This window comes from Streptomyces sp. NPDC088254, from assembly GCF_044740925.1.
GTDB lineage: Bacteria > Actinomycetota > Actinomycetes > Streptomycetales > Streptomycetaceae > Streptomyces.
Map to the genome: position 1 here is coordinate 281,928 of NZ_JBIURQ010000013.1, position 11,890 is coordinate 293,817.

Consider the following 11,890-nt stretch of genomic DNA (forward strand, 5'->3'; position numbering starts at 1 on the left):
TCTCCCCGTTCGGCCCCCGTCGCGCCCGGTTCCTCGCACGGGCGCGATCCTCCCTGGATTCAACCAGGTCACGGCGGCCCGGCGGCAGGGTTCGGTCAGCGGGCGATCTGCGGAGAGAAGGGAGAGCGGCTGGGAGCGGGCACGGCCTCGGGTACGGAAGCGGGGGCGGCGAGCAGGTTGGGCGCACCGGGCGAGGGCGCGGCGTCCCAGGCGGTGAGCGCGATCGGCGGAGGCGCGGCCAGCGGGCGTATCAGCGGGGACATCGCCGCCGCCCCGGCCACCATGGGCGTGGTGAGCCGGTGCAGCACCTGCGGCTCCACGGGAGTGCCGGCCGGGGCCGGAATCCCGGGCAGCAGCGGCGCGGACACCTGGGTCGGGGCCACCGGGGCGTCGCCGAGGGTCGCCCCGGTGCCCTGGGACAGGAGGGGCCCTGTGGCACGCCGACGCTGGTTCTCCGGGACCGCCGTCGCCCCGGAGCCGCCCGGTGTGCGGGCCGGGGTCACATTGCTTCCGGTGCCCGCGCCGCCGCGGGCCTCCGCGTCGGCCGGGATGCCGGTGTTCATGCCGCCGAGGGCGATCGCGGCCAGCGACACCGCGCCGGCTGCGACGAACGCGAGCCGCAGCCCGCGGGAGCGCTCGGCGTCGCCCCGGCCCACCGGGTGGATCCGGAAACCGCGGTCCGGGGAGGGCGGGAGCTCCGAGCCGTGCTCACGGGCGGGGACGTAGCCGAACTCGAACGGCTCGTCGCGTCTCACCCCGAATACGGAGGAGGCTCCGGGGCGGGCGGCTGTGAACCGGTCCCCGAACGTTCCCCCGAGCGGCGGCATGCCGCCGCCGCCCGGATCACCTCCCCCGGGGAGCCCCTGGAGCCGGGCCAGGAAGCTTTCGGAGGGGGTCGGCGGGGCCACTTCGGCGAAGACGTTCTTCAGCCGGCGCTGCGCGTCGACCTCCGTCTTGCACTTGGCACAGGTCGCCAGATGCGCGAGCACCCGCTCGCGCGCGTCATGACCGAGCTCGCCGTCCACGAGGGCGGAGAGTCGGTCGCCTAGGTGCTGTTCCGCAGGGGTAGGACGGGATCCACTCACGCCGTCGCGCCCCCTCCCCCCAGAGCGGGCACCCGGGCCATGAAGGAGCGCCGCTCCGCGCGCGCCTCGGGCGAACGGTGGGCCAGCGCCTTGCGCAGCTGCGAGCGGCCGCGGTGGATGCGCGAGCGGACCGTGCCGAGCTTGACGCCGAGGGTCGCGGCGATCTCCTCGTACGACAGTCCTTCGATGTCGCAGAGGACGACCGCGGCGCGGAACTCGGGCGCGAGGGTGTCCAGGGCCTGCTGGACGTCCGCGTCGAAGTGGGCGTCGTTGAAGATCTGCTGCGGGGTGGGCTCCCTGCTGGCCAGCCGCTCGGCCGCGTCCTCGCCGAGCGCGTCGAAGCGGATGCGCTGCTTGCGGCGGACCATGTCCAGGAAGAGGTTGGTGGTGATGCGGTGCAGCCAGCCCTCGAAGGTGCCCGGCGTGTACGTCGACAGGGAGCGGAAGACGCGGACGAAGACCTCCTGGGTGAGGTCCTCCGCGTCGTGCTGGTTGCCGGTGAGGCGGTAGGCGAGCCGGTAGACCCGGCCGCTGTGCATGCTGACGATCTCCTCCCACGTGGGCGGAGTCCACGCCTGCCCGTCCGCGTCGGTGGAGAAGGTCGCGGTCGGGGCGTGGCCGGCGGTGGGACCGGCGGCCTGGCTGTGGTCGGCAGCGGTGTCGTTCACGGATTTCGGCCTGCCCGCCGATCCGAGGAAGCGCCGCAGCACTCCTCCCCGATCCACAGGTGCAGCCGCACCTCCCCTGTCGGCTCTGGTGGTGTCCAGTGGAGCCCCTACCATAGCCACCTCGCCCGTTAGCTCCGGATAAGCGGTTTTACGAGAATTTGATGTGCGCTGGCGCCGCTCATCCGGCTGCGTCAGCACTTGCTCGACGTCTCGTCCCTCGTCGTGATCCAACTGTGTCCCCCGTCGTCTGTCCCACCCCTTCAAACGCGCGGTCCCATCTGCGGGTTCCCGACGCCAACGGATACAGTCACGCCGAGGCAACCATGGGGACAGGAGAGGGACATCACCGGCAACCGGCAGACGAGCTGGGCGTTCGCCGACGCCTATGTCGCCGAGGACGAAGCGCTGCGCTGGGCCCGGGAGCGGGCCCGCGAGGCAGGGCTGCGCTCGGTGTCGCCCAGCGCGGGCGCCGCGTTGCGCCTGCTGGCCGCCACCGTGGACGCCAAAGCGGTCGCGGAGATCGGCACCGGCACCGGCGTCTCCGGGATACACCTCCTGCACGGCATGCGCCCGGACGGCGTGCTGACGACCGTCGACCCGGAGCCGGAGCACCAGCAGTTCGCCCGGCAGGCCTTCCGCGCCTGCGGCTTCGCCAGCAACCGGGCCCGTTTCATCCCGGGCCGCGCGCTCGACGTCCTGCCCCGGCTCGCGGACTCCGGATACGACCTGGTCTTCTGCGACGGGGACCGGCTGGAGGTCATGGACTACCTGGCCGAGTCGTTCCGTCTGCTGCGGCCGGGGGGCCTGGTGGTGTTCGAGGGCGTGTTCGCCAACGGCCGCACGATCGACTCCGGCCCGCAGCCCACGGAGGTCATAAGAGTGCGTGAGCTGTTGCGGGAGGTGCGGGAGAGCCAGGAGTGGGTGCCCTCGCTGCTGCCGGTGGGCGACGGCCTGCTGTGCGCGGTCAAGCGCTGACGGGCGGCGCTCCCGCCTACCAGGGCGGCGCGGCACGCGGCCTTGTGGAGAAACAGTCGCCCCGGCACCCGTGAGGATGCCGGGGCGACTGAAAGGGTATGGTCGCTTGCGCGTCAGCCGACGACAGGCCCACCCCCGCTCGGGCGGCAAGCACGCTTTCGCGACCTGCGCCTCACAGCTCGCTCGCGGTCAGCCGACGACCTTCTTGAGGGCGTCGCCCAGCGCGTCGGCCTCGTCAGGGGTCAGCTCGACGACGAGTCGACCGCCGCCTTCGAGCGGAACGCGCATGACGATGCCCCGCCCCTCCTTGGTCACCTCGAGCGGGCCATCGCCCGTCCGCGGCTTCATGGCCGCCATGCTCGTTCCCCTTCCTGAAACCAGCTCATCGTCAAGGCCGACGGCCCGTGAAGGGCACGCGCACTCCGTCAGGGGACGCGCGACACCGGCATCGAACACATTGCTTCCAGGCCATTATCCCGCATCTCAGGACCCGATGACCAACATCAGTAGGCATCGCTTGGGCAACGCACGCGAGCAAAACCACTCATTTCGGCGATGTGGATGCCATACTTCGCGTCCGCACGCGCTCAGGGCCGCCGGAAATCACCGCAGATTGTTAGACGCAGGTCACACGACCACCGCTCCCGCGTCCTTCATGCTGTCCTGGGCGACGGCGTACCGGTCGGTACGCCGTCGCCCGCAACCACGGACCGTGACCGACGACGGAGGGGACACCCCATGGCCGACACCGTGCTCTACGAGGTGAGCGACGGGCTCGCGACGATCACCTTGAACCGCCCCGAGGCGATGAACGCTCTGAACATCGCGACCAAGGTCGCCCTGCGCGACGCGGTGCGCTCGGCGGCGGAGGACGATGCGGTCCGGGCGGTGCTGCTGACCGCCGCCGGGGACCGGGCGTTCTGCGTCGGCCAGGACCTCAAGGAGCACATCGGGCTGCTCGCCGCCGACAAGGAGACCGGGTCGGGGCAGACGATGAGCACGGTCAGGGAGCACTACAACCCGATCGTGCGCGCGATCACCGAGGCGCCGAAGCCGGTGGTCGCCGCGGTGAACGGTGTCGCGGCCGGAGCCGGCTTCGGTTTCGCCCTCGCGGCGGACTACCGGATCGTCGCGGACACGGCCGCCTTCAACACCTCGTTCGCGGGCGTGGCGCTGACCGCCGACTCCGGCGTCTCGTGGACCCTGCCGCGTGTGGTGGGCCCCGGCCGGGCCACCGACCTGCTGCTCTTCCCGCGCACCGTGAAGGCGCAGGAGGCGTACGACCTGGGCATCGCCAACCGCGTCGTGCCCTCGGCGGAGCTGCGCGCCGAGGCGGAGAGCGTCGCGCGGGCGCTGGCCGAGGGGCCGACGGTCGCCTACGCGGCGCTGAAGGAGGCCGTGGCGTACGGGTTCTCCCACTCGCTGGCCGAGACGCTCCAGAAGGAGGACGAGCTGCAGACGCGGGCGGGACGGTCCGAGGACCACACGATCGCCGTGCAGGCCTTCGTGCAGAAGGAGAAGCCGAAGTACCTGGGCCGGTAGGGGCTTTCCGGCGGGACGGCGTCAGCGGCTCACGCAGGTCTCCAGGTGGTCGTTGACCAGGCCGCACGCCTGCATCAGGGCGTACGCCGTCGTCGGGCCGACGAAGCGCAGCCCCCGTTTCTTCAGCGCCTTGGACAGCGCCGTCGACTCGGGGGTGACCGCCGGGACGTCGGCGAGGGTCCGGGGGACCGGGCGGCCCTCCGGGTCGGGGGCGTGGGACCAGATCACGTCGTCCAGGTCGCCCGGGGCCCAGTCGGCGAGCACGCGCGCGTTGGCGAGGGTCGCGTCGACCTTCGCGCGGTTGCGGATGATGCCGGGGTCGGCGAGGAGGCGCTCGCGGTCCTCGTCGGTGAAGGCGGCGACGGAGCTGATCGAGAAGTCCGCGAACGCCTTGCGGAAGCCGGGGCGGCGGCGCAGGATCGTGATCCAGGACAGGCCGGACTGGAAGGCCTCCAGGCTGAGGCGTTCGAAGAGGGCGTCGTCGCCGTGGACCGGGCGGCCCCACTCCTCGTCGTGGTACGTCACGTAGTCAGCGGTGGACAGGGCCCACGGGCAGCGCAGCGCGCCGTCCGGGCCGGCGAGGGCCGCGCCGTCGCTCATCGCTGGTCCTCGGGGGCGGGCTTGTCCATGGAGACCCGGTGCTCGGGCGTCCGGGCGGCGGTCAGGGCGGATTCCAGTTCGGCGATGCGGTCGTCGCGTTCGGCGAGTTCCGCGCCGAGGCGGTTGAGCACGTCGTCGACCTCCGCCATGCGGTAGCCGCGGGCGGCGAGGGGGAAGCGGAGGCGGTCGACGTCGGCCCGCTGGACGGGGCGATCCGGCGGCAGCGGGTCGCGCAGCCGCTGGGCGACGGCGTCCGGCAGCGGGCCGTCGCCCTCGCCGCCGCCCACCACGGCGAGCGTCACCGCGGCGACCACGACGGCGAGCGCGACGACCAGGAAGAAGAACATAACCATCGGTGGGCCACCACGCTCGCTGTGCTCGTATCGGATGTGTCAGGGTCCGATCGTGCCATGCGGGCGCGGCGGTTAGGGTCGCAGGCGGTGGATGTGCAGGACGTTCCAGGAGAGGTCACAGCGGATGCTCAGGCTCGGCAGGCGTGAATTCGGCACCCACGAGCCGGTGATCATGGCGATCGTGAACCGCACCCCCGACTCCTTCTACGACCAGGGGGCCACCTTCCTCGACGAGCCGGCCCTCGCGCGCGTGGAGCGGGCGGTGGCGGAGGGCGCCGCGATCATCGACGTGGGCGGGGTCAAGGCCGGGCCGGGCGAGGAGGTGTCCGCCGAGGAGGAGGCACGGCGCACGGTCGGTTTCGTCGCCGAGGTGCGGCGGCGCTTCCCCGACGTCGTGATCAGCGTGGACACCTGGCGGGCGGAGGTCGGCGAAGCCGTGTGCGAGGCCGGCGCGGATCTGCTGAACGACGCGTGGGGCGGCGTCGATCCCCGGCTGGCGGAGGTCGCCGCACGGTACGGGGTGGGGTTGGTGTGCACCCACGCGGGCGGCGCGGAGCCCAGGACGCGGCCGCACCGGGTGACGTACGACGACGTCATGGCCGACATCCTGCGGGTGACCGTGGGGCTCGCGGAGCGGGCGGCGGGGCTGGGAGTGCCGCGCGAGTCGATCCTGATCGATCCCGGGCACGACTTCGGCAAGAACACGCGGCACAGCCTGGAGGCGACGCGGCGGCTGCCGGAGATGGTGGAGACGGGGTGGCCGGTGCTGGTGTCGCTGTCCAACAAGGACTTCGTGGGCGAGACGCTGGACCGGCCGGTGAAGGAGCGGGTGGTGGGGACGCTGGCGACCACCGCCGTGTCGGCGTGGCTGGGGGCTCAGGTGTACCGGGTGCACGAGGTGGCGGAGACGCGGCAGGTGCTGGACATGGTGGCGTCCATCGCGGGGCACCGGCCGCCGGCGGTGGCGCGGCGGGGGCTCGCGTGAGCCGCCGGCGGTGGTGGGTGGGCGGTCGTCCGGCGGGCCGCACCAGGGGGCTCCGCCCCTGGACCCCGCCCTGTGCCCACCCGCCACCTGACTCGGTCGGTGGACAGGCGCCCTAACGCCCCGCCTCCTTCGACACCAGTGCCACCGCCTCCTCCACGTCGTCCGTGACGTGGAACAGAAGGAGGTCCTTCTCGGCGGCCTTGCCCTGGGCGATGAGGGTGTTCCGGAGCCAGTCGATCAGGCCGGCCCAGTACTCCGTGCCGAAGAGGACGATCGGGAAGCGGGTGACCTTCTGGGTCTGGACGAGGGTGAGGGCCTCGAAGAGTTCGTCGAGGGTGCCGAGCCCGCCGGGCAACACCACGAAACCCTGGGCGTACTTGACGAACATCATCTTGCGGACGAAGAAGTACCGGAAGTTGAGGCCGATGTCGACGTACGGGTTCAGGCCCTGCTCAAAGGGGAGTTCGATGCCCAGCCCCACCGAGACGCCGCCCGCCTCGCTCGCGCCCTTGTTGGCGGCCTCCATCGCGCCCGGGCCGCCGCCCGTGATGACGGCCCAGCCGGCCTCGACCAGCGCCCGGCCGAGCCGCACGCCCGATTCGTACTCAGGGGAGTTCGCGGGCGTCCGGGCGGAGCCGAACACGCTGATGGCGGGCGGAAGTTCGGCGAGGGTGCCGAACCCCTCGATGAACTCCGACTGGATGCGCAGCACCCGCCAGGGGTCGGTGTGGACCCAGTCGGACGGGGCCCGTTCGTCCAGCAGCCGCTGGTCCGTGGTGCTCGCCTGCACCTGGTCCCGCCTCCGGAGGACCGGTCCCAGGCGCTGTTCCTCCGGTGGCTGCTTCTTGCCCTCGGGGTTGCCTGTAGCCATGTGAGCTCCCTCCGCTTGCGCGTCGTTCGTACCTCAGCGTAGATCCACGCGGGTTACGGAGGGGGGACGTCGGCGTGTCCGGTCCTGTGACGGTTCAGCCGGTGAGCCAGGCGCGCAGGCGCTCCTCGCCCGCGAGGATCTTCGCCGTGTCGACGCGTTCGTCCCGCTTGTGCGCCAAGTGGGGGTTGCCGGGGCCGTAGTTGACGGCGGGGACGCCGAGCGCCGAGAAGCGGGAGACGTCCGTCCAGCCGTACTTGGGCATCGGGACGCCGCCCACCGCCTCGATGAACGCGGCGGCGGCCGGGTGGGAGAGACCGGGCAGCGCGCCGCCGCTGTGGTCGTCCACGACGAACTCCTCGACCCCGCACCCCGCGAAGACCTCACGCACGTGGGCGATCGCCTCCTCGGGCGAACGGTCCGGCGCGTAGCGGAAGTTGACCGTGACGACGCACTCGTCGGGGATGACGTTGCCGGCGACGCCGCCGCTGATGCCGACCGCGTTGAGGCCCTCGCGGTACTCCAGGCCGTCGATGACGGGGTACCGCGGCTCGTAGGCGGCGAGGCGGGCCAGGATCGGGGCGGCCGCGTGGATCGCGTTGGAGCCCATCCAGCCGCGCGCGGAGTGGGCCCGCTCGCCCCGGGTCTTCAGCAGCACCCTCAGGGTGCCCTGGCAGCCGCCCTCGACCTGGCCGTCGGACGGCTCCAGCAGGATCGCGAAGTCGCCCTCCAGCCACTCGGGGCGGGCCTCGGCGACGTGCTTGAGACCGTTGAGGTCGGCGGCGACCTCCTCGTTGTCGTAGAAGACGAAGGTCAGGTCCCGGTTCGGTTCGGGGACGGTCGCCGCGATGCGCAGCTGGACCGCGACGCCGGACTTCATGTCGCAGGTGCCGCAGCCCCACAGCACGCCGTCCTCGTCCAGCGTGGAGGGGACGTTGCCGGCGATGGGGACGGTGTCGATGTGGCCGGCGAGGATCACCCGCTCCGGGCGGCCCAGCCGGGTGCGGGCGATGACGTTGTTGCCGTGCCGGTCGACCGTCAGGTGCGGCAGCGCGCGCAGGGCGGTCTCGATCGCGTCCGCGAGGGGCTTCTCGGCGCCGCTCTCCGACGGGAAGTCGACGAGCCGGGCGGTGAGCGCAGCGGCGTCCAGCGTGAGGTCAAGCGGGGTCTCGGCCATGCCGTCGACCCTAACGCGCCGACTGCGGCTCCCGCCGTTCCCTCCCTTCCCTTCGGTCTCCCCGGTTTCCGTACTCTCCAGTACCTTGTACGCGTGCCAGAGCCGTCGCCTTCCCGCAAGCGTCGCGGCCGCCTCCTCCGTTCAGGGGCGGCCTGCGTGGTCCTGTCCGCCGTCGCGGGCTATGTCGCGGTGCAGTACGTCACCGGCGGCGCCGGTGACCCGGGGTGCAGGGTCGTCTCCGCCCAAGGCGGCGGCCCCGAGTACGAGTTCACGCCCGAGCAGGCGGTGAACGCGGCCACGATCGCCGCCGTCGGCACCGACCGGGGCATGCCGCAGAGGGCGGTGACGATCGCGCTGGCGACCGCCCTGCAGGAGTCGGCGCTGCGCAACCTCGACCACGGCGACCGGGACTCGCTCGGCCTGTTCCAGCAGCGGCCCTCGCAGGGCTGGGGCACCGAGCGGCAGGTCACGAACCCGACGTACGCGGCGGACGTCTTCTACGCGCATCTGGCGAAGGTGCGCGACTACACGCAACTGCCGCTGACGGTGGCCGCGCAGCGCGTGCAGCGCAGCGGCTACCCGGAGGCGTACGCCAAGCACGAGCCGGACGCCACGCTGCTGGCCGCCGCGCTCACGGGCACCTCGGCGGCCACGCTGACCTGCGAGGGCGTGCCGACGAGCGCGACGGCCACCGGCCCGGAGGCGGTGCGCGCGGCGCTCGCGCGCGACTTCGGCCGGGAGGCGGCGCAGCGAGCCCGCGCGGAGGGGGCGCAGGAGCAGGACTCGAAGGCCGGGAACGACTCCGAGGCCGGGGCGTCGAAGTCGTCGGCCACCGGTGCGGACGTGCCGGCCGCGGAGACCAGCGGGCGGACCGTGACGCTCCCGCTGTCCGAGGGCGGCTCCACGGGCGGGCGGGCCGTCGGCGAGCGCGGCTGGCAGCTCGCGCACTGGGCGGTGGCCAACGCCTCGGCGCTGCACATCGAGCGCGTCACGTACGCCGGGCGGGAGTGGACCGCCGGGCACACCGACAGCAAGTGGCGTCCGGCCGAGGAGAGCGGGACGGAGGCCGCGGGGGCCGCGGGCACGGGTTCGAGCGCGGGTTCCGGCGCGAACGCCGTACGGATCGTCACCGGTCGGTAGTACGGGCGGTCACCCGGGCGGGACACGGGGAGCCGGTGCGGGGCCGGGGGCGGCCGGTCGCTCGCGCCACCGCTCCCGGTGTCGGGCGAACCCCTGGGAGGACTGGGCTCCGAGGGGTTGACGGACTTTCACACCGAGCACTTTTTGCCCGTTTCATCCGCAGGCGATTATGCGACGCATTGCCAACTCTTTACGGCGGCGGTCCGCAACCTTCGTGGATCTCGAGCGGTAGTCACTGCGACCGAGGCGGACGATCGGCTTCCTGACGATCGTCCGGCGTTTCCCTCCGCGTGACCCGTGAATTCGCGTAACCGTGTAAGGAGCATCATGACCCTCCCCCTGACCCGCAGGATCGCCCGTGCCGCGCTGCTCGTCGCTGCGGGAGCGGCCGCCGGGGTCGGTGCGGCCGGCTCCGCCGGCGCGGCCCCCGCACTGCCCGCCGCCCCGAACGTCGGCGGGCTGACCGCCCTGGACGGGGCGAACGTGGGCAACACGCTCGACGGCGCGGCGCGCGGCGTCACCGGGGCCGCGGCCGACACCGGCGGCAAGGCGGTCAAGCAGGCGGTTCCGGCGGCGGGCAAGGCCGGGGGCAAGGCCGTGAAGAAGGCCACGCCGGTGGCGCAGAAGGCGGCCGGCGAGGCTGCCGGGTCGGCCGGCGGGATCCTCGGGGACACGGCCTCCTCGGCGACCAAGGGCGGCCTGCCGGGGGCGGGCACGCTGCCCGCTAAGGGGCTGCCGACGAAGGGGCTGCCGCTGGGCTGACGCCCGTGACGCGCGAAGGGGCCCGGCGATCACGCCGGGCCCCTTCGCCGTTTCCGCCGAGCGCGGGTGCGGCCGGCGTCAGCGCCGGGTCAGGCGGGCCACCGCCGCCGTCACCCGCTCGTCCGAGGCGGTCAGGGCCACCCGTACGTGGTGGGCGCCCGCCGTGCCGTAGAAGTCGCCGGGGGCCACCAGGATGCCCAGGTCGGCCAGGTGGGCGACGGTGGCCCAGCAGGACTCGTCGCGGGTGGCCCACAGGTAGAGGCTGGCCTCGCTGTGCTCGATGCGGAAGCCGTGGTCGAGCAGGGCGGCGCGCAGGGCGGCGCGGCGGGCGGCGTAGCGCTCGCGCTGCTCGTGGACGTGGACGTCGTCGGAGAGGGCGGCCACGACCGCCGCCTGTGTGGGCGCCGACGTCATCATGCCGCCGTGCTTGCGGATCTCCAGCAGCGGCGCGAGGACCGCCGGGTCGCCGGCCAGGAAGGCGGCGCGGTAGCCCGCGAGGTTCGACCGCTTGGACAGGGAGTGGACCGCGACGATCCCGTCGTAGGAGCCGCCGTTGACGTCCGGGTGGAGGACGGAGACGGGGTCGGCCTCCCAGCCCAGTTCGAGGTAGCACTCGTCGGAGAAGACCAGGACGCCGTGCTCGCGGGCCCAGGCGACGATCCGGGTCAGCTCGGCCTTGCCGAGGACCTTGCCGGTGGGGTTCGACGGCGAGTTCAGCCAGAGGAGCTTCAGCCCTTCCGGGTCCAGCTCGGTCGGGTCGTCGTAGACCTCGTGTCCGGCGCGGGCCAGACGGGCGCCGACCTCGTAGGTCGGGTAGGCCAGGCGGGGGAAGGCGACCCGGTCGCCGGGGCCGAGGCCCAGCTGGGTGGGGAGCCAGGCGACGAGTTCCTTGGAGCCGACGATCGGCAGCACGTGCCGGTGGGTGACCTCGCGGGCGCCGAGCCTGCGCTCCACCCAGCCGGTGATCGCGTCCCGCAGCGCCGGGGTGCCCCAGACGGTGGGGTAGCCCGGGGAGTCCGCCGCGTCGACCAGGGCCTTCTGGATCAGGGCGGGGACCGGGTCCACCGGCGTGCCGACCGACAGGTCGACGATGCCGTCGGGGTGGGCGGCGGCCGTCTTCTTGTACGGCTCCAGCTTGTCCCACGGAAAGTCGGGGAGACGGTCGCGCAGCGACTCCGTGGAAGGGCGGTGGCGCGTGACGGGTGGGGGGTCGGAGACTGCGGACACGGTCACTGGCTCGCTTTCGTCGGATGCGACGGCCCCGTACGGCGGACGGATCGGCCCCGCACGGCCGTGATCGGGCCGTACGGGGCCGAGGCGGCACGGAGCGGTACGGGGCGCTCGTGCGCCTCAGGGGTCCGAGGGCCCCTTACCCGGCCTGCGGCGGCAGCGCGGCGATGAAGGGGTGGTCGCGCTCGATCAGCCCCAGCTTGCTGGCGCCGCCCGGCGAGCCGAGCTCGTCGAAGAACTCGACGTTCGCCTTGTAGTAGTCCTTCCACTCCTCGGGAGTGTCGTCCTCGTAGAAGATGGCCTCGACCGGGCAGACCGGTTCACAGGCGCCACAGTCGACGCATTCGTCCGGGTGGATGTACAAGGACCGCTGGCCCTCGTAGATGCAGTCGACCGGGCACTCCTCGATGCACGCCTTGTCCTTCACGTCGACACAAGGCTGCGCGATGACGTAGGTCACGCTGTCGTTCCTCCTCGATAGGGCGCTGGCGGGCCTCTCTCAGGC

General features: G+C 72.8%; 14 protein-coding genes. 5 read left to right on the forward strand and 9 right to left on the reverse strand.

The window, feature by feature from the left end:
* Nucleotides 1–95: 95 nt before the first annotated feature.
* Together ACIOC0_RS33900 and sigE are read right to left on the reverse strand one after the other, a co-directional pair.
* The gene (locus ACIOC0_RS33900; protein WP_402159573.1) at nucleotides 96–1,085 is read right to left on the reverse strand and encodes a zf-HC2 domain-containing protein; all 990 of its coding nucleotides are present in this window, start codon (nucleotides 1,083–1,085) and stop codon (nucleotides 96–98) included.
* Nucleotides 1,082–1,867: an RNA polymerase sigma factor SigE gene (sigE, locus tag ACIOC0_RS33905; protein ID WP_358795859.1), complete on the reverse strand. Its 786-nt coding sequence runs from the start codon at nucleotides 1,865–1,867 to the stop codon at nucleotides 1,082–1,084. Before sigE ends, ACIOC0_RS33900 begins: the two co-directional genes overlap by 4 nt.
* A 162-nt stretch (nucleotides 1,868–2,029) precedes the next feature.
* On the opposite strand from sigE, the gene ACIOC0_RS33910 reads away from it, so the two are divergent.
* A complete protein-coding gene (locus ACIOC0_RS33910; protein ID WP_402159702.1) occupies nucleotides 2,030–2,728 on the forward strand; it encodes an O-methyltransferase in 699 nt (232 codons plus the stop codon).
* A 189-nt stretch (nucleotides 2,729–2,917) separates the two neighbouring features.
* Here the strand turns inward: ACIOC0_RS33910 and ACIOC0_RS33915 are convergent, their stop codons facing one another.
* Nucleotides 2,918–3,085, reverse strand: a complete 168-nt coding sequence (locus ACIOC0_RS33915) for a DUF3117 domain-containing protein (protein ID WP_003966491.1) — start codon at nucleotides 3,083–3,085, stop codon at nucleotides 2,918–2,920.
* 381 nt (nucleotides 3,086–3,466) lie between these two features.
* Here ACIOC0_RS33915 and ACIOC0_RS33920 point away from each other — a divergent pair, with 381 nt between their 5' ends.
* Nucleotides 3,467–4,270 (forward strand): enoyl-CoA hydratase/isomerase family protein, encoded by an 804-nt coding sequence (locus ACIOC0_RS33920; protein ID WP_130443818.1) that lies wholly within the window; start codon nucleotides 3,467–3,469, stop codon nucleotides 4,268–4,270.
* Nucleotides 4,271–4,291: 21 nt separating this feature from the next.
* Here the strand turns inward: ACIOC0_RS33920 and ACIOC0_RS33925 are convergent, their stop codons facing one another.
* Nucleotides 4,292–4,870 carry a DNA-3-methyladenine glycosylase I gene (locus ACIOC0_RS33925; RefSeq protein ID WP_402159575.1) on the reverse strand — a complete coding sequence of 193 codons (579 nt, stop codon included), beginning with the start codon at nucleotides 4,868–4,870 and terminating at the stop codon, nucleotides 4,292–4,294.
* The gene (locus ACIOC0_RS33930; protein WP_402159705.1) at nucleotides 4,867–5,217 is read right to left on the reverse strand and encodes a DivIVA domain-containing protein; all 351 of its coding nucleotides are present in this window, start codon (nucleotides 5,215–5,217) and stop codon (nucleotides 4,867–4,869) included. The genes ACIOC0_RS33925 and ACIOC0_RS33930 overlap by 4 nt, the downstream gene beginning before the upstream one ends.
* Before the next feature lie 130 nt (nucleotides 5,218–5,347).
* On the opposite strand from ACIOC0_RS33930, the gene folP reads away from it, so the two are divergent.
* Nucleotides 5,348–6,208, forward strand: a complete 861-nt coding sequence (gene folP / locus ACIOC0_RS33935; RefSeq protein ID WP_130443948.1) for a dihydropteroate synthase — start codon at nucleotides 5,348–5,350, stop codon at nucleotides 6,206–6,208.
* Between the two features lie 112 nt (nucleotides 6,209–6,320).
* Here the strand turns inward: folP and ACIOC0_RS33940 are convergent, their stop codons facing one another.
* Nucleotides 6,321–7,079 carry a TIGR00730 family Rossman fold protein gene (locus ACIOC0_RS33940; protein WP_130443824.1) on the reverse strand — a complete coding sequence of 253 codons (759 nt, stop codon included), beginning with the start codon at nucleotides 7,077–7,079 and terminating at the stop codon, nucleotides 6,321–6,323.
* 94 nt (nucleotides 7,080–7,173) lie between these two features.
* A complete protein-coding gene (dapE, locus tag ACIOC0_RS33945) occupies nucleotides 7,174–8,253 on the reverse strand; it encodes a succinyl-diaminopimelate desuccinylase (RefSeq protein WP_402159578.1) in 1,080 nt (359 codons plus the stop codon).
* A gap of 93 nt (nucleotides 8,254–8,346) precedes the next feature.
* Here dapE and ACIOC0_RS33950 point away from each other — a divergent pair, with 93 nt between their 5' ends.
* Nucleotides 8,347–9,393 (forward strand): heavy metal transporter, encoded by a 1,047-nt coding sequence (locus ACIOC0_RS33950; protein WP_402159580.1) that lies wholly within the window; start codon nucleotides 8,347–8,349, stop codon nucleotides 9,391–9,393.
* A gap of 327 nt (nucleotides 9,394–9,720) precedes the next feature.
* Nucleotides 9,721–10,155, forward strand: a complete 435-nt coding sequence (locus ACIOC0_RS33955; protein ID WP_402159581.1) for an ATP-binding protein — start codon at nucleotides 9,721–9,723, stop codon at nucleotides 10,153–10,155.
* A 78-nt stretch (nucleotides 10,156–10,233) separates the two neighbouring features.
* Here the strand turns inward: ACIOC0_RS33955 and ACIOC0_RS33960 are convergent, their stop codons facing one another.
* Together ACIOC0_RS33960 and fdxA are read right to left on the reverse strand one after the other, a co-directional pair.
* The gene (locus ACIOC0_RS33960; protein WP_402159583.1) at nucleotides 10,234–11,382 is read right to left on the reverse strand and encodes a bifunctional succinyldiaminopimelate transaminase/glutamate-prephenate aminotransferase; all 1,149 of its coding nucleotides are present in this window, start codon (nucleotides 11,380–11,382) and stop codon (nucleotides 10,234–10,236) included.
* Nucleotides 11,383–11,524: 142 nt separating this feature from the next.
* On the reverse strand, nucleotides 11,525–11,845 hold the full coding sequence (fdxA, locus tag ACIOC0_RS33965; protein WP_130443832.1) for a ferredoxin: 321 nt from the start codon (nucleotides 11,843–11,845) through the stop codon (nucleotides 11,525–11,527).
* Nucleotides 11,846–11,890 lie beyond the last annotated feature (45 nt).